Here is a 16,495-nt window from a genome sequence, read left to right as displayed (position 1 = left end):
TTTTTTCTTCACACGAATATCTTTCTTTCTTAGCTCATACATATGTACAAACTGTATACAACTGTTTCTATTGAAATTAGCTTAACGAAAGAAAGGAGACAGTATGAAGAATAGACGCGTAGAAGAAATTAAAAAGCGGATTGCAAAAAGGAAGGCCGAGCAAGAAAGGATGGAGGAAGAACAGTATTTTACCGGAGGGAATTTTGATAGCGAAACAGTAGTTATTGAAGATGGAGAAAAGGAAATGCATCCTTTATTTCGAAAGGAAGTCTTTTTCTTCAAAGTTTTATTATCGGCAATATTAGTTCTTTCGGTTGCTATTTTATATAAGAATGCTCCTTCTTCATTCAATGGAGCTAAAGCTGTTACAGAAAAAGTGATGAAAGAGGAATTTCAGTTTGCTACTGTAGCGAAATGGTACGAAAAGCAATTTGGAAAACCGCTCGTATTCTATTCGCCAAACGAGAAAAAAGAAGGAAGTATTCAGCAAAAAGATTATGCAATTCCCGCTTCTGGAAAGGTAATGCAAGGGTTTCAAAAAAATGGCCAAGGTGTATTTGTCCAAACAGCTACAAATGCAACGGTTGAGTCAGTGAATGAAGGATTAGTTGTTTTTGCGGGTAAGAAAGAGGAACTTGGAAATACAGTTCAAATTCAACATGCAGATGGTACGGAGTCATGGTATGCAAACTTAAACGATATGTCAGTGAAATTATATGATTACGTTTCAAAGAAACAAAAAATTGGAACGGTGAGTAATGATATAAATGATAAAAATGGAAAGTTTTATTTCGCGATAAAAAAGAATGAAAAATTTATTGATCCGATCCAGGTGATATCATTTGATTAAATATAGAGACGTTTTGACGAAAATTTCCGTGCATCCATTATTTTGGGTTATTATTGTCATTGGTATTTTTACTGCACGTTTTAAAGAGTTACTACTGTTATTTTGTATCGTTCTTATTCATGAACTTGGGCATGCTATTGCAGCAGCACACTATAATTGGCGTATAAAAAGAATTCAGCTTTTGCCGTTTGGTGGCGTGGCCGAGCTTGAGGAACATGGTAATAAGTCATTGAAAGAGGAACTTGTTGTCGTAATTGCAGGGCCGATTCAACATGTTTGGATGATGCTGGTAGGTTATATGTTGTTTGAAGCCGGTTGGTTGAATGCAGATTTATATTATTTCTTTATGTGGAATAATATAATTATTTTAGCGTTTAATTTACTCCCTATTTGGCCGTTAGATGGCGGGAAAGTATTGTTTAATATACTATCATATCGTTTTCCTTATTTACAAGCACATGAAAAGATGATGAAATTGTCATGTGTTTTTTTTGGTGTAATATTAGGATGGCAGTTGCTCTGGAATAGTAACAATATTATGATGTGGGTACTACTCATATTTTTGGCAGTGTCGTTATATCAAGAGTGGAAACAAAGACGGTATGCATTTATGCGTTTTTTATTAGAACGTTATTATGGAAATAAAAGAGGGATTGAAAAGATTGCACCTATTGAAGTGCAATCAGAAGATCATTTATATAAGATATTCACAAAATTTCGTAGAGGATATAAGCATTCTATTATCGTCCGTGGAAAATATAAAGAGCATTACACATTGGATGAAAATGAATTGCTCTATGCATATTTTACTGAAAAACGAACAACCTCATCAGTTGAAGAATTAATCGGTTAGTGTTGACGATAGCACTAACCTTTTATTATTGTAAAAGCAAAGAAGATTATAAAGTGAGGAAATAATTTTGAAAACGTTATATGTGAATTACGCTGGTTCGGAAAAGCGCGTTGCAATTGAAGAGAAGAAAAAGATTGTTGAGTTTTTATGGAAACGTAATGAAGAGCAAGAGATTGTTGGGCATATTTATGTTGGACGTATCGTAAGAACAATTGCTGGAATGAACGCAGCTTTTGTAAATATAGGTTTAGAAAAACATGCGTATCTTTCATACGATGATGTACCACCTTCTTATCGTATACATGAAGGGCAAGCGATACTCGTACAAGTTGTGAAAGAGGCAATTGATACGAAAGGGCCTAAATTGACAGCGAATATAGAATTTACTGGGAAATATGTCGTTTATATGCCGTTTGATGAGATGCGAGCGGTTTCTCGGAAAATAAAAAATAATAAAAGAAGACAACAGTTACTTGAAATTGAAGTAGAAGGAACGGGAGGTTACATTTTCCGCTCTGCTTCTGAAAAAGGGGAAATTGAAGAAATACAAGCTGAAATGCAAGGGTTACAACAGTTGTATGAAGAGTTAAAAAGAAAAGAGGATCAAGGAAAGGCGCCGTTATTACTTCATCGACCGGCGACCTTTTTAGATCGTGTATTTCAAGAGAACCCAATTGAAACAATTGAAAAAGTAGTTGTAGATACAAGAAGTATAGTAAAAGAATTAGAAGACAAAGTTGGAAAAGAAAAAGTATCTTTTTATAATGAAAAGTCTTCGATGTTTAACCATTTTGGAATAGAGCGTGAAATTGAGAAAGCACTCCAAAAAATTGTGTGGCTTCCAAATGGTGCTTATTTAATTGTAGAGCAAATGGAGACGATGACTGTAATTGATGTGAATACGGGCAAGTTTACTGGAAAACAAAATTTACAAGATACAGTACTTCGCACAAATGAGATGGCAGCTGAAGAAATTGCACGCCAATTAAGACTTCGTGATATTGGTGGTATGATATTAATTGATTTTATTAATATGAAAAAAAGAGAAGATAAAGAAAAGGTAAGAGAATGTCTCATAGCTGCTATGAAAGATGATCGTACTTATACAAGAGTACTTGGATTTACTGAGTTAGGAATTTTGGAGATGACACGAAAACGTAAAAAACATTCTTTACGTGACGTATTACTAGAAGAGTGTGTATCTTGCAAAGCGACGAGTTATGTAATGTCGTATGAAACAATTGCGTATGAGCTAGAGAGAGAATTAATCACATATGGCAACATAGAGGATGAGGCAGTATTAATCGCTGCGCCTAAAGAACTGCAAAAACAATTTTTGCAAAAAGAATTACAAAAAAATATTCCATTTGAAATTTATTTCAAAGATGATATTATCGAAAAGTACACTATTATCCGCTTTGGAAGTAAAAAAGAAATTGTAGAACGGAAAAAATAGTTAGTAGAAGATTCATTGACAATACTCAATGAATTATGGTAACATCTTTATGTTATAGTTTATAGCACCTAAACGGCTATATGCTACAACCGCACAAGACAGGTTCCCTAAAGGCATTTATGTCTACCTCGTTTTTGGCGAGTCTTAGTAATTAAGAGGAGGTGCAAGTATGTACGCAATTATCGAAACAGGTGGAAAACAAATTAAAGTTGAAGCTGGTCAAGCAATCTACATTGAAAAATTAGATGTTGAAGCTGGTGAAACTGTTACTTTTGACAAAGTTCTTTTCGTTGGTGGCGAAAACGTTAAAGTTGGTAGCCCAGTTGTAGAAGGTGCAACAGTTACTGCGAAAGTTGAAAAACAAGGTCGCGCTAAGAAAATCATCGTTTTCAAATACAAAGCGAAAAAGAACAATCGTAAGAAACAAGGTCATCGTCAACCTTACACTAAGCTAGTTGTTGAAGCTATCAACGCTTAATTCTGGTTAACATGATTAAAATTACGATAAGTCGCACGAAATTAGGAAGTATCCAATCATTTAAAATGACTGGACATGCCGATTATGCGCCACATGGACAAGACCTTGTCTGTGCTGGAACTACAGCGGTTGTGTTTGGTTCTATAAATGCAGTGGAAGAACTTTGTAATGTGCAGGCAACTATTGAACTCGGAAGTGATGGCGGATTCTTAACGTATGAATTGCCTAATGATTTAGACGTTCATGCAGCAGAAAAAGCACAGATACTTTTAGAAGGATTGGTTGTTTCGCTTAAGACGATCGAACTTGATTACGGAAAGTATATCCGTTTAATAGAAAAAGTGCAGGAGGTGTAACGTATGTTAAGATTAGATCTTCAGTTTTTCGCATCTAAGAAAGGTGTAGGTAGTACAAAGAACGGTCGTGACTCTCAGTCAAAACGTCTTGGTGCTAAACGCGCAGATGGTCAAACGGTTTCAGGTGGTTCAATTCTTTACCGTCAACGCGGTACAAAAATTTATCCAGGTGTTAACGTTGGTCGTGGTGGCGATGACACTTTATACGCGAAAGTTGACGGCGTAGTACGCTTTGAGCGTCTTGGCCGTGACCGCAAACAAGTGAGCGTATATCCTGTTGCTCAAGAAGCATAAGAACTCACGGAAAACTCTAACCTGAGTGCAGGTTAGAGTTTTTCTATATTAAGGGGTATCTAAATGAATGAAAAATGGACAATTATAGATGCATTGCGCCATTCAAGACATGATTGGCTCAATCGTATGCAGATGGTGAAAGGAAACCTTTCACTTGGAAAAGTGGAAGAAATTCATAGTCTCATCGATCGTTTTGTCCAAGAAGCGAGACAAGAATCCAATCTGATGGGGCTATCAATGCCTTTATTTTCAGAGTGGATTTTAACATATAATTGGAAACAGCAGCCGTGCTTATTGGAGTACGAAGTATTAGGGAAATTACATAACTTATCTCACTTAGATGAGACTGTATGTACATGGACGAATCAATTTTTCTCAATGCTTCAGCATAGTTTAGACGTATATGTTGAAAATTATGTTTGTATCACAATTGAATGTGACGCGGAGAATGCTCGTTTCTTTTTTGATTTTCGTGGTAAGCTAACGAGTGTAGAAGAACTACAAAATTGGCTTGCGACCCAAAACAATAAATGGTATTCCATTTCTTATACAGTGCGAGACGAAGAAGTCTCAGTTATATTACAACCAATTGAAAAAAGTGTGGTGAAATAATGTTTGTAGATCAGGTCAAGATATATGTAAAAGGCGGCGACGGTGGTAACGGTATGGTTGCGTATCGTCGTGAGAAGTATGTTCCTAAAGGTGGCCCAGCAGGTGGCGACGGCGGTAAAGGTGCAGATGTTGTTTTCGTAGTTGAGGAAGGCTTACGTACATTAATGGACTTCCGCTACCAACGTCATTTCAAAGCTGATCGCGGTCAGCACGGAATGAGTAAAGGTCAGCACGGGCGTAAATCTGAAGATTTACTTGTAAAGGTTCCGCCAGGAACAGTAGTAAAAGATGAAAAAACTGGTCAAATTCTTGCCGATTTAGTAACGCATGGACAAACTGCTGTAATTGCAAAAGGTGGCCGTGGTGGCCGTGGTAACTCACGTTTTGCAACAGCTACGAACCCAGCGCCAGAAATCGCTGAGAACGGGGAACCAGGTCAAGAGCGTGATGTCATTCTAGAACTTAAAGTACTAGCAGACGTTGGACTTGTTGGGTTCCCAAGTGTAGGTAAATCTACATTATTATCTGTTGTATCATCAGCGCGTCCGAAAATTGCAGAGTATCACTTCACAACAATCGTTCCGAATCTTGGTGTTGTTGAAACTGGTGATAACCGCAGCTTCGTTATGGCTGACCTTCCAGGACTAATTGAAGGCGCACATGCTGGCGTCGGACTTGGACACCAATTCTTACGTCATATTGAGCGTACACGTGTAATCGTGCATGTTATTGATATGTCTGGTTTAGAAGGCCGTGAGCCATATGAAGATTACGTAACGATTAATAATGAATTGAAAGAATACAATCTTCGCTTAACTGAGCGTCCACAAGTTGTTGTTGCAAACAAAATGGATATGCCAGATGCAGAAGAAAACTTACAAGCATTTAAAGAGAAAGTGGGAGACGAAGTAAAAATCTTCCCAATCTCAGCTGTAACAAGACAAGGTGTTCGTGACTTACTGTTTGAAGTAGCAAACTTAATAGAAACAACACCAGAATTCCCAATACATGAAGTTGCGGATGAGTCTGATACAAGTGTAATGTACAAATTTGATACTGAAGGTGTTAAATTTGAAATTACACGTGAAAGTGATGGCACGTTTGTTATCTCTGGTTACGATATCGAGAAAACATTCAAGATGACAGACTTCTCACGTGATGAATCTATACGTCGTTTCGCTCGTCAAATGCGCGGAATGGGTATTGATGAAGCGCTTCGTGCACGTGGTGCAAAAGACGGAGATATTGTGAAAATTCTTGAATATGAATTTGAATTTATCGATTAAGACTGCCGAAATACGGCAGTCTTTTTTTATATCGTAAAAATCGGATTTATATAGGGAAAAATCCCCACTAATTAAATTTTCAATTTATAATGGAAAAAGGAGTAAATGTAAAAGAATTCTTTTATGGGGAGAAAAAGAACATGTATAAAATATTAATTGTAGAAGACGATGAGAAAATTGCGGGAATATTAGAGGAGCATTTAGAAAGGTATGGCTATCAATCATTTAGAGCAAGTGATTTACGTCATATAAAAGATGAGTTTGTAAAAATAAATCCTCATCTTGTGTTACTTGATATTAATTTACCGTACTTTGACGGTTTTTATTGGTGTCGTCAAATTCGTACTGTATCGAATGCGCCGATTATTTTTGTTTCTGCAAGAACAGGGGAAATGGATCAAGTAATGGCGATTGAAAATGGCGGCGATGATTATATTACGAAGCCATTCCATTTAGATATCGTAATGGCAAAGGTGAAGAGTGCGCTTCGCCGTGGCTATGGAGAGTATGCCTCTGCTGCTGAGAGTGATTGTTTAGGTGTAAATGGACTGTTGTTATTCCCGTCCCAGCATATCGTTGAGTGGCAGGGACAACAAACTGAACTGACAAAAAATGAGTTTTACTTATTAGAGTGTTTAATGAAACAGGTGAATCAATATGTAACGCGTGAAGAACTGTTAGAAGCTCTATGGGATGAAGTAGCATTTGTGGATGATAATACATTAACCGTAAATGTAAAACGTGTAAGGAAGAAACTAGAAGAGCTAGGCATTAAAAATGCAATTGTAACGAAACGTGGATATGGTTATGCGCTTCTTACAGAGTGGGGCGAAGGGCATGAAGGTTAAAAATTACCTCATGGACCGTTTTTCTTTAATTCTTTCTTATATTGTTAGCCTTTGTTTATTTGGGCTTGTTTTGCAGTTGCAAAGTCTTTTAGAAAAGAAATCCATTGATTGGAGTACGTGGTTATATGGACTTTTATTAGGAACAGTTGTGTTTACTGTATACCTCATTTACGATTACCGAAAACGGAGTGTGTTTTTAAAGAGTATCAAAAAGTATGTTACTGGCGGAAATACATTACATGACTCTTTACTTATTGATGAATCTTATACATTAGAGCAAGAAATGGTCGTTGAATCTTTTACGTTATTAAGACAGCAATATATGAATGAAGTTCATAAACAGCATGCGAAAGAGCAACAGCAAATGATATTTATGAACCAATGGATTCACCAAATGAAAACACCAGTATCTGTTATTGAATTATTGTTGCAGAAGTTTGGCAAGGAGCATCGTGAGGCAAGAGCAACAGTTGAAAGTATTCGTGAAGAAAATAACCGTATACTAAATGGTTTAGATTTAGCGTTACATATGGCAAGGCTAGAGCAGTTTGCGAAGGATTATAAAGTAGAAGTAGTAAATGTTATAGATGTCGTGCGAGGTATTATTAATGAAAATCGAAAATCCTTCATTCAATCGTCTGTATTTCCGAAAGTGATGTTTGAAGAAGATACTTGTATGGTTGCATCTGATAGAAAATGGCTGAGTATTGCTATAGGTCAAATTGTTGTAAACGCAATCAAGTATACAAAAATTTCAGCGGCAGAGAAAAAAGAAATTCAATTTCAAATTGAAGAGAAAAATCAAAAGGTGTTATTACATATTAAGGACAATGGAATTGGTATTCCAGAGCAAGACGTAAAGCGCATATTTGATCCATTCTTTACGGGAATAAATGGACGTAAAACGAGAGAAGCGACTGGGATGGGCTTATATATTACGAAGGAAATTTGCGATAATTTACATCATGGAATATATGTTCAATCGGCTGAAGGAGAAGGAACAACATTCACGTTCCAATTTGCAAAAGATGAAGAGTATCATACATTAATGAGAAAAATGACAAAACTGTAAGATAACAAAATGTTTTGTAAGGGAAATCACTCGTTTCTTTTTCTTATTTTTCTTATAGTAAATGTAAGAAGAAAACACATAGGGGGATTAGAGATGAGTGTTCTTGAAGTAAAAGGATTAACGAAGGTGTACCAATCAAAAGGTTCAGTAGCGACGACTGCTTTAAACGATATAAATTTTAAAATAGAAGAAGGCGAATTTGTAGGGATTATGGGTCCTTCAGGAAGCGGAAAAACGACGCTTTTAAATTTATTAGCAACAATTGATAAGCAAACTTCAGGTCATGTGCTTGTAAATGGTGAAGAAATTAATCAAATGCGTGCTGCAAAATTAGCGGAGTTTCGCCGTACACATTTAGGGTTCATTTTCCAAGATTTTAACTTACTTGATACGTTATCGATTAAAGAAAATATTATTTTACCGCTTGTAATGGCGAAGAAATCTGTAAATGAAATCGATGCGAAAGTGCTTGAGATTGCAAAGTTTTTAAATATTGAAGAAATATTAAATAAAAAAGTATACGAAGTATCAGGCGGACAACAACAACGTGCAGCAGCAGCGAGAGCAATCATTCATGAACCGACGTTAATTTTAGCAGATGAGCCAACTGGAAACTTAGATTCGAAGTCAGCGAAATCGCTAATGGGCGCTCTGCAAGATTTACACGAGCAAAAGAAAGTAACGATTGCAATGGTTACGCACGATCCAGTAGCGGCTAGTTATTGTGAACGTATCCTTTTCATACGCGATGGAGAAATTTTCTCGGAAATACATAAAGGAAGAACGAAACAAGCCTTTTTCCAAGAAATTCTGGACGTACTTGCGATGCTAGGAGGAGAGTATCATGAACTTTCGCCAGCTCGCGCTTAATAACGTAAAAGGAAATTGGCGTAACTATAAAGCGTTTCTTATAAGTAGTTGTTTATCGATTGTCGTATTTTTCATGTATGCTTCTTTTATTTATCATCCAGATGTCGTAAGCGGTAATATTAGTATGAGGAAGATGATCACAAAAGGATTAGAATCGATGAATTATATTGTGGTCATCTTCTCGGCACTCTTTATTTTATATGCAAATTCAACGTTTTTACGAGCAAGAAAAAAAGAGTTTGGTCTACTAACATTAATTGGCGGAACGAAATCGCAGCTCGGCCGAATGATTATATTAGAGCAACTGATGTTAGGTAGTATTGCAATTGTAGTTGGTATTGGGGCTGGAATGCTTTGTTCAAAATTATTTTTCCAAGCGTTAAGCGTATTATTGAAAATAGATAAGACACTTCCACTCGTTTGGAATAGTAAAGCAATTCTTATTACAGCTGGTGTGTACTTTATTCTATTTTTAATCCTATCATTGTTTAGTGTTTGGACAGTCGGGCGCTTGCAAATTATTGATTTATTAAGAGAAGCAAGAAAGCAAAAAGTAGAGCCGTTTGCATTTACATGGTTATGTGTAGTTGGTATAGGATGTATTATTGCTGCGTATGTACTTAGCTTCCAAGTAACGTTTCTGAATTTCCTCATCCTCTTTTTACCGGTTGTAGGACTGACAATTGGCGGAACGTATTTACTATTTACACAAGGTAGTACAGTCGTATTAAAAGCATTGCAAAAACGAAAACAATCTTTTTATACGTACCCAAATATGTTCGTCCTTAGTAACCTTATTTATAAAATGAAAGATAATGCTCGTTTTCTATTTGTAATTTCTATTATTACGGCGGTTGTATCCTCGGCAGTTGGCACGCTTTACGTATATTTTGAAAATTTGAGTGCGAAAACGGTAGAACTTACACCACACGCTATTTCATATGAGGAAAAGGGGTTAAATACGCATAGCCTTATTAATGAAGAAAAGGTACAGGAGCTTGTGAAGAGGCATGGGTTTGAAGATGCGCGAAAAGTAACCTACGTTAAACTACCGGCAACACAGAAAATAACGTTGTTTAATAGTGAACATGAAGTACCGATGACGATTATTTCAGAAAAAGAATATAATACGGAAGTGCGTAAACAAAAGAGAGAGCAACCTACAGAAGTTCATAATGCACCAGGCAGTGCAACGATGGTTATGGTCGATATGTCAAATGAACTGATGAAGATAGACCGCACGAAACCGTATGAATTTACAATTAACGGACAAAAGCAGTCTGTTCAATTAAATAATCCAACGCAGTATTCTGTTTTTAATGATAGTGAATATCTCGTTGTAAATGATCAAGATTTTGAGAAATATGCAAAACTAGTACCAGATGAAGAAAAGACGAAATATTACGGTTATTATATTGAGAATTGGAAAAGTACAGAAGATCTTGTATTAGATTTGAAAAATGAAATTGCACCAGAAAAGCAAGGAGAATTGAGAAATTCAGTGTTTGCGTATAAGGATATAAGAGAAGGTGGAGCAATTACAATGTTCATCGGTTTCTTCGTAGCGGTACTGTTCTTCTTCTTCGCTTGTAGTATGACATATTTTAAATGGTTTAACGATAAAGAACAAGATCGCATTCAATTTAAATCGTTAAAGAGAATCGGTATGACAGATAAAGAAATTCGCAAAATTGCGATTCGACAAATGGGAGTTATCTTCTTTATACCAATTTTAATCGGTTCAATTCATAGTGGATTTGCTCTTCATACGTTAGGGAAAATGCTTTATATTAATTTGTGGAAATCAGGTGCGCTTGTAATTGGAGCATACATTTTAGCTTCTGCCATTTACTTTATGATCGCGCAAAGAGGATATTTAAAACACGTAAAAAGCTAGGGGAACCTCTAGCTTTTTGCCTATGTAGTAAGTTACAGGAGGAAGATAGATGAACATTCGGCAACTAGCGCTGCAAAATATAAAAGGAAATTGGCGTAATTATAAAGTGTTTTTCTTAAGTAGTTGTTTTGCGATATATGCATCTTTTGCATATATGTCTGTCATTGTACATCCGTATATGCAAGAGACGATGTGGTATCAAAACGTACGCTGGGGACTTATCATATGTAATGTTATAATTATTTCTTTTTTCGTCATATTTATTTTGTACTCTACTTCTATTTTCATAGAAGCACGTAAGAAAGAATTAGGGTTATATATGTTAATGGGAGCAACGAAGTCTAACGTAATAGGAGTAATTATGACCGAGCAAATATTAATTGGAATTTTTGCTAATATTTTCGGTATAGGGCTGGGCTTGATCTTTTTAAAGCTCTTCTTCATGGTGTTTAGTATGTTACTGGGGCTTCCGAAAGAACTCCCTGTTATATTTGACGTAAGTGCGATGGGTGTAACATTTATTACATATATGGTCGTTTTTATTCTGTTATCTTTTATAAGTGCTTTACGTATATGGAATATAAAAATCATTCGGTTATTGAAAGAATTTCGAACAGATAAAAAAGAGAAGAAAACATCAAAGTGGCTTTGTATATTCGGCTTTATTTGTTTAGGGATAGGATATGCGTTAGCGCTACAAGTGACGATGGCTACGATAGCAATATACTTTTTCCCTGTGTCTATACTTGTCTTTTTGGGAACGTATTTTTCTTTCGCGCATGGTGCTACCCAAGTGTTAGAAATGATAAAGCGAAATAAAAAGATTATGTATACATATCCATATTTATTTATAGTGAATCAATTGTCACATCGAATGAAGGAAAATGGTCGCTTTTTCTTTCTGATGTCTATGGCAACGACGTTTGTAGTTACGGCAACAGGTACGGTGTTCTTGTATTTTTCTAGCATGCAAGATATGTGGCGAACGGGAGGGGTACACTCGTTTTCGTACATAGAAAAAGGTATTTCTACTTATGAAGTCTTTGAAGAAGGTGCGGTTGAAAAATTACTGAATCAATATGGGTATGATGATTTTCAATATATGAGTTTTGTTGGAGTGTATGCATCCTTTCAGTCTAATAAAGGAGAAACAACAATAGCACCGCTTATAAAAGAAAGTGATTATAACCAAGAAGCGAGGAAACAAAAACAGAAAACATATCATCCTAAAAAAGATACAGTGACACTCGTTTATTATAATAAATACAATAATTCGAATGTATATAATCAAAAAGAGATTCAATTGCAAGTAATGAATCAACCATATCAATTCGTATTTAACGGTCAGAAAGAAGGGGTTCAATTTAACTATCACCCTTCGTACATTAATGGTCTGTTCTTCGTTATGAATGATGAAGACTTTGACAATATAGCAAATAAGGTTCCTGATTCTGAAAAGATGATATATAGAGGCTACACATTATCAAATATCGAAAAGACGAAGAAATTGAACGAAGATTTACGGAAACATATGAAACAAGATAATAATAATGCATTTCGAAGTAATATGGAGTTATATGTAAGTATGAAAGAAGGCGGCGATATTACTCTATTTGTGGGCTCGTTTATTAGTATATTATTCTTTCTTACTTCATGTAGTATCGTGTATTTTAAATGGTTCCATAATATTGCATCGGACCGAAAGCAGTATGGTGCACTCTCTAAACTTGGAATGACGAAGGAAGAAGTATGGAAAATTTCTCGTTGGCAATTATGTATGCTATTTTTTGCGCCAATTATAGTAGGGAGTATGCATAGTGCAGTTGCGTTATATACGTTTCATAATACTTTTTTTATGGATGGATCATTAAAAAAAGTAGGTTTGTTCATTCTGTTTTATATCGTAGCATGTATCATTTATTTCTTCTTCGCTCAAAGAGAATATAAGAAACATTTAGACTAGCAAATGCTAGTCTTTTTGTAATATTCGAAATTTACATAGAAGAATATAAAAAAGTATGGTATAACAGTAAGAAAACGAAAAAGAGGGGAAAAGACGATGATTCGAGTAGGATATTTAGGACCAGAAGCAACATTTACAAATATGGCGGTGAGTCGTTTTTTTCCGGAAGCAGATCATGTACCGTATCGAACGATTCCAGATTGTATAGATGCAGCTGCAAATGAAAATGTAGACTTCGCAGTCGTACCGTTAGAAAATGCAATAGAAGGTTCAGTGAATATAACGGTTGATTATCTTGTACATGAGCAGCCGCTTTCTATTGTAGGAGAAATTACAGTACCAATTCAGCAGCATTTACTTGTACATCCGCAGTATGCAGAAGTGTGGGATGAAGTATATGCGGTGCATTCTCATCCGCATGCCATTGCACAGTGCCATAAGTTTTTAAATGAAGAATTAAAAGGAGTAACTGTTCGAGATATGACATCCACAAGTGCCGCTGCGCAATATGTGAAAGAACATCCTGAAGAAAAAATTGCCGCTATTGCAAATGAAGCAGCTGCAGAAAAATACGGATTAACAATTGTAAGACGTAGTATTCATACGCATAAAAATAACCATACACGCTTCCTAGTACTCCATAAGAAAAAGAAAGCAATACTCCCGAATAACGGAGAAAACCGCGGAGAGAAAACGACGCTTATGATAACGTTACCTGCAGATTATGCAGGTGCCCTATATCAAGTGCTATCAGCTTTCGCATGGAGAAAATTAAACTTATTAAAAATCGAATCGCGTCCGATGAAAACAGGTCTTGGAAATTACTTTTTCTTAATCGATGTCGATAAAGCATACGATGACGTATTATTGCCAGGCGTAACGATGGAACTTGAAGCACTCGGTTTTTCTGTTACTGTGCTGGGGAGTTATTCTTCTTATTGGTTGTAAGATGTAGATGAAATATTTGTATTTGCCTAATCGTCCATATCATTTCATTGCCTAGTATATTTTTTGATAGATTAATAAAATCCCACCTGCAAAAGGTGGGATTCTTTATCCCGCTATTTGCCGGGCAGCCCGATTGGTGAGGGCTGATTAAAGTTTCACTTTATTTTAACTTCGCAAGACGATCTTCTAACTGACCACGCCAAATATCAGCTAGTTCTGGAACAGCAAGAATTTTTTCAATGCCATCTTTATCTTTTCTATTATGAAAATAAATTTCGTTAGAGAACAAAACAGAAACATTGCCGGGTTGACGTTCTAGTAATGTAATTTTAGAATCTTTACGTACAGTACCTTCTTGAAGAACACGGCATAGGTAGCCAGTAAATCCAGTTGCTACAATGCGCGGCAAAATGCCAGGGATGCCAAGACGTTTTGAAATTGTGCTACAAGGTACGCGAGCTTGCGTTACTTGAATGATTGCTTCGCCTAGTTGATATGTATCTCCGATGCATACGTCATGCTCTAACATATTTGTTACGGTAATGTTTTCACCAAATGTGGAAGCGGGAAGTGTAGTTTGAAATTCCTCTTCCCATAGTGCGTAATGCTCGTGTGGGTACACACAAACAGCACGATCAGGTCCCCCGTGATGTTTTAAATCCGCTACGTCATCACCACGAAATCCGTCTTTTGAGAGAAAGGCCTCTTCTGTAGGAGCTTTACATATACCTGTTATCATTTCTTTATCTTCGCCATATTTCATTTGTTTCGGTTTGCCAATGCTAAAGTGAACGAGTTCAATTCCCATATTTGATCTCCTTTACGATTGATTACAATATTATAGCATTAAAAAAGCACAGAGAATGATAAAAACTCTGTGCTTTACATTAATAAACGAGAAATCCTGCTTTATCCAGTGCCTCACAAGCAGCATCTAATTTTTCTTTAGAATCTGCCTCGATTGTATGTAAGTGAATACCATCTGTTAGTTGTGAAAGATAGGAAGCATTTGTGTTTTCGATTTTTTGTAAATATTGCTCTACATCAAAGCGATTGCTTACCATAATGGATGCTGTTAAGTCACCGTATACAGGATGCTCAACTTTTACGTCTTTAATCGTAACGCCATGGTCAACAAGCATTGTAAGTTCCTGACGTACTTCTGCTGGTTTATGTTGGCATACAATTACGCGTTCGAAAGTTTGTTGCTTCTCTTGTGGCTTTAAATATAAATAACCTTGAGCAGTCGCAATAATTGGTTCGTTTCGTGCTTTAAGCAAGGAAATATCTTGCACGATAACTTGTCTACTTACGTTCGTCTTTTTCGATAGTTCATTCCCAGATAACGGTTCATTTGCAGCAAGAAGCCACTGGAGGATAAGCTGTCGTCTTTCTTCACCTAAAATCTTTTTTTGTTCATTTTGTTTCATTATGATTTAACACCTCTATAAAATTGATTTCCAATTGTGTGTAGTGCATGAATAGTAGTATCAATTTGATCTTTCGTTGTTTGTTGTCCGAAAGAGAAGCGGACATATTGTTTGGCCTCTTCATACGTTTTTCCAATTGCAAGCATAGTTTTCGAAGGTTCTTGTTTACCGACTTGGCAAGCACTTCCGGTGGAAATGGCAATACCATGACGATTACATTCTAGCATAGTATATTGACCTTCTATTCCTTTTATTGTAACCCCAACAATATGTGGTAAACAAGAAGTAGAATGGCCTTCTACTTCAATTTCTAGCGGAAGTGTTTGTATTTGCTCTAAAAAGTAGGATCGTAACTCTTTAAAACGTAAACTTTCTTCCCATTGAGTTTTTAATATATTTTCAGCAGCTGTTAAAAAAGATGCGATGCCGGGAACATTTACTGTACCTGGGCGAAATCCTTTTTCGTGAGAAGTTCCTGGAAATACTTGTTCCCAGCGAGATTGCGGATTTATGTAGCAAGCGCCGACACCTTTTGGTCCGTATATTTTATGTGCTGAAACAGAAAGACTATCAATCCCCATCTCAAAAACATGGATAGGCAGTTTACCAAACGTTTGCACACAATCCGTATGAAATAAAACATTATATTTTTTTAAAAGTGCCCCGATTTTTGTAATGTTTTGAACGGTTCCGATTTCAGAGTTTCCATGCTGTATACTTGCTAGCACAGTATCTTCTGTAATAGCTGCCTCTAAATCTACTAAACAAATGAGTCCGCTTTTATCAACAGGAATTTCAGTGATCGTATAGCCTTTTGATTTTAGAGATTGAAAATAACTTCGAATGGATGCATGTTCCATAGGTGTCGTAATAATATGCTTCTTATTTCGGGCATTTAGAAGTGATTGAATTGCAAGATAGTTCGATTCCGATCCACCGCTTGTGAAAAATACTCCTTGTTCTTTGCCTCCAATCATTTCCGCAAATGTTTTTCGGCAAACTTGTAATAAAGAAGAAGCCGTTCCTCCAATATCATGTAAACTTTGTTCATTTCCGAAGTATTGCGAAGCTGCTTTCATATATGTTTGTAACGCTTCCTCGCTCATAGGTGTAGTAGCTGCATAGTCAAGATATATCATCATGTAAGTTCCTCTCTCTAGTAAGAGTTACATTTCTTTTACTTTTTAAATGGTAGTGAAAATAAGAATTATAAAAAACTCTTGTCATTATTTTAAAACTATGTAAATATAGGTGTCAAGACAGTTGAAAAGTGTAAAGTAGG

17 protein-coding genes and 1 other annotated feature are annotated in these 16,495 nt (G+C 36.1%); of the genes, 14 read left to right on the top strand and 3 right to left on the bottom strand.

The window, feature by feature from the left end; all coding sequences use genetic code 11:
• The first annotated feature begins 103 nt into the window (after positions 1-103).
• The 14 genes from spoIVFA to pheA all read left to right on the top strand — a co-directional run bounded on the left by spoIVFA (position 104) and on the right by pheA (position 13,783).
• Positions 104-850, top strand: coding sequence for a stage IV sporulation protein SpoIVFA (gene spoIVFA, locus ACS2FK_RS03880; protein WP_063548692.1), 747 nt, complete (start codon positions 104-106; stop codon positions 848-850).
• Entirely contained in the window at positions 843-1,703 is an 861-nt protein-coding gene (gene spoIVFB, locus ACS2FK_RS03875) for a stage IV sporulation intramembrane metalloprotease SpoIVFB (RefSeq protein WP_000599064.1), read from the top strand. The genes spoIVFA and spoIVFB overlap by 8 nt, the downstream gene beginning before the upstream one ends.
• A gap of 67 nt (positions 1,704-1,770) precedes the next feature.
• Positions 1,771-3,159, top strand: a complete 1,389-nt coding sequence (locus tag ACS2FK_RS03870; protein ID WP_063548690.1) for an Rne/Rng family ribonuclease — start codon at positions 1,771-1,773, stop codon at positions 3,157-3,159.
• Positions 3,160-3,236: 77 nt separating this feature from the next.
• Positions 3,237-3,314, top strand: a sequence feature (ribosomal protein L21 leader region).
• Between the two features lie 14 nt (positions 3,315-3,328).
• Positions 3,329-3,637, top strand: a complete 309-nt coding sequence (gene rplU, locus ACS2FK_RS03865) for a 50S ribosomal protein L21 (protein WP_000270907.1) — start codon at positions 3,329-3,331, stop codon at positions 3,635-3,637.
• A gap of 11 nt (positions 3,638-3,648) precedes the next feature.
• The gene (locus ACS2FK_RS03860; RefSeq protein WP_002094147.1) at positions 3,649-3,993 is read left to right on the top strand and encodes a ribosomal-processing cysteine protease Prp; all 345 of its coding nucleotides are present in this window, start codon (positions 3,649-3,651) and stop codon (positions 3,991-3,993) included.
• A gap of 3 nt (positions 3,994-3,996) precedes the next feature.
• The gene (gene rpmA / locus ACS2FK_RS03855; RefSeq protein WP_000944957.1) at positions 3,997-4,287 is read left to right on the top strand and encodes a 50S ribosomal protein L27; all 291 of its coding nucleotides are present in this window, start codon (positions 3,997-3,999) and stop codon (positions 4,285-4,287) included.
• Between the two features lie 63 nt (positions 4,288-4,350).
• Positions 4,351-4,899, top strand: a complete 549-nt coding sequence (locus ACS2FK_RS03850; protein ID WP_001003587.1) for a sporulation initiation phosphotransferase B — start codon at positions 4,351-4,353, stop codon at positions 4,897-4,899.
• Positions 4,899-6,185, top strand: coding sequence for a GTPase ObgE (gene obgE, locus ACS2FK_RS03845; RefSeq protein WP_000497130.1), 1,287 nt, complete (start codon positions 4,899-4,901; stop codon positions 6,183-6,185). The genes ACS2FK_RS03850 and obgE overlap by 1 nt, the downstream gene beginning before the upstream one ends.
• Positions 6,186-6,325: 140 nt before the next feature.
• Entirely contained in the window at positions 6,326-7,033 is a 708-nt protein-coding gene (locus ACS2FK_RS03840; RefSeq protein WP_002082113.1) for a response regulator transcription factor, read from the top strand.
• Positions 7,023-8,105 carry a HAMP domain-containing histidine kinase gene (locus tag ACS2FK_RS03835; RefSeq protein WP_000865403.1) on the top strand — a complete coding sequence of 361 codons (1,083 nt, stop codon included), beginning with the start codon at positions 7,023-7,025 and terminating at the stop codon, positions 8,103-8,105. The genes ACS2FK_RS03840 and ACS2FK_RS03835 overlap by 11 nt, the downstream gene beginning before the upstream one ends.
• Before the next feature lie 93 nt (positions 8,106-8,198).
• Positions 8,199-8,975, top strand: coding sequence for an ABC transporter ATP-binding protein (locus ACS2FK_RS03830; RefSeq protein ID WP_000114529.1), 777 nt, complete (start codon positions 8,199-8,201; stop codon positions 8,973-8,975).
• Positions 8,950-10,872: an ABC transporter permease gene (locus tag ACS2FK_RS03825; protein ID WP_001011417.1), complete on the top strand. Its 1,923-nt coding sequence runs from the start codon at positions 8,950-8,952 to the stop codon at positions 10,870-10,872. Before ACS2FK_RS03830 ends, ACS2FK_RS03825 begins: the two co-directional genes overlap by 26 nt.
• Positions 10,873-10,921: 49 nt before the next feature.
• Entirely contained in the window at positions 10,922-12,835 is a 1,914-nt protein-coding gene (locus ACS2FK_RS03820) for an ABC transporter permease (protein WP_063548688.1), read from the top strand.
• Between the two features lie 96 nt (positions 12,836-12,931).
• Complete coding sequence (pheA, locus tag ACS2FK_RS03815; protein WP_063548686.1) at positions 12,932-13,783, top strand: prephenate dehydratase; 852 nt, start codon at positions 12,932-12,934, stop codon at positions 13,781-13,783.
• Positions 13,784-13,943: 160 nt separating this feature from the next.
• Here pheA and ACS2FK_RS03810 read toward each other — a convergent pair whose 3' ends face one another.
• From ACS2FK_RS03810 to ACS2FK_RS03800, 3 genes are all read right to left on the bottom strand, one after another.
• Positions 13,944-14,591 carry an MOSC domain-containing protein gene (locus ACS2FK_RS03810; RefSeq protein ID WP_063548684.1) on the bottom strand — a complete coding sequence of 216 codons (648 nt, stop codon included), beginning with the start codon at positions 14,589-14,591 and terminating at the stop codon, positions 13,944-13,946.
• 79 nt (positions 14,592-14,670) lie between these two features.
• Positions 14,671-15,213: a transcription repressor NadR gene (locus ACS2FK_RS03805; RefSeq protein ID WP_000812275.1), complete on the bottom strand. Its 543-nt coding sequence runs from the start codon at positions 15,211-15,213 to the stop codon at positions 14,671-14,673.
• Positions 15,213-16,355, bottom strand: a complete 1,143-nt coding sequence (locus ACS2FK_RS03800) for an IscS subfamily cysteine desulfurase (RefSeq protein WP_000973780.1) — start codon at positions 16,353-16,355, stop codon at positions 15,213-15,215. The genes ACS2FK_RS03805 and ACS2FK_RS03800 overlap by 1 nt, the downstream gene beginning before the upstream one ends.
• Positions 16,356-16,495: the final 140 nt, after the last annotated feature.

It is taken from the genome of Bacillus cereus group sp. BceL220, assembly GCF_051776965.1.
In the GTDB taxonomy this organism is placed as follows: Bacteria; Bacillota; Bacilli; order Bacillales; family Bacillaceae_G; genus Bacillus_A; species Bacillus_A cereus.
The sequence above is the reverse complement of the archived record's forward strand: the minus strand, read 5'-3'. Positions and strand labels throughout refer to the sequence as shown.

What these genes read in the sequence shown, in the direction of transcription:
- ACS2FK_RS03800 (WP_000973780.1), bottom strand. Translation starts at nt 16,355, where the DNA reads ATGATGATATATCTTGACTATGCAGCTACTACACCTATGAGCGAGGAA.
- ACS2FK_RS03810 (WP_063548684.1), bottom strand. Translation starts at nt 14,591, where the DNA reads ATGGGAATTGAACTCGTTCACTTTAGCATTGGCAAACCGAAACAAATG.
- ACS2FK_RS03850 (WP_001003587.1), top strand. Translation starts at nt 4,351, where the DNA reads ATGAATGAAAAATGGACAATTATAGATGCATTGCGCCATTCAAGACAT.
- obgE (WP_000497130.1), top strand. Translation starts at nt 4,899, where the DNA reads ATGTTTGTAGATCAGGTCAAGATATATGTAAAAGGCGGCGACGGTGGT.
- ACS2FK_RS03835 (WP_000865403.1), top strand. Translation starts at nt 7,023, where the DNA reads ATGAAGGTTAAAAATTACCTCATGGACCGTTTTTCTTTAATTCTTTCT.
- rpmA (WP_000944957.1), top strand. Translation starts at nt 3,997, where the DNA reads ATGTTAAGATTAGATCTTCAGTTTTTCGCATCTAAGAAAGGTGTAGGT.
- ACS2FK_RS03805 (WP_000812275.1), bottom strand. Translation starts at nt 15,213, where the DNA reads ATGAAACAAAATGAACAAAAAAAGATTTTAGGTGAAGAAAGACGACAG.
- rplU (WP_000270907.1), top strand. Translation starts at nt 3,329, where the DNA reads ATGTACGCAATTATCGAAACAGGTGGAAAACAAATTAAAGTTGAAGCT.
- ACS2FK_RS03825 (WP_001011417.1), top strand. Translation starts at nt 8,950, where the DNA reads ATGAACTTTCGCCAGCTCGCGCTTAATAACGTAAAAGGAAATTGGCGT.
- ACS2FK_RS03840 (WP_002082113.1), top strand. Translation starts at nt 6,326, where the DNA reads ATGTATAAAATATTAATTGTAGAAGACGATGAGAAAATTGCGGGAATA.
- ACS2FK_RS03830 (WP_000114529.1), top strand. Translation starts at nt 8,199, where the DNA reads ATGAGTGTTCTTGAAGTAAAAGGATTAACGAAGGTGTACCAATCAAAA.
- spoIVFA (WP_063548692.1), top strand. Translation starts at nt 104, where the DNA reads ATGAAGAATAGACGCGTAGAAGAAATTAAAAAGCGGATTGCAAAAAGG.
- pheA (WP_063548686.1), top strand. Translation starts at nt 12,932, where the DNA reads ATGATTCGAGTAGGATATTTAGGACCAGAAGCAACATTTACAAATATG.
- ACS2FK_RS03820 (WP_063548688.1), top strand. Translation starts at nt 10,922, where the DNA reads ATGAACATTCGGCAACTAGCGCTGCAAAATATAAAAGGAAATTGGCGT.
- ACS2FK_RS03860 (WP_002094147.1), top strand. Translation starts at nt 3,649, where the DNA reads ATGATTAAAATTACGATAAGTCGCACGAAATTAGGAAGTATCCAATCA.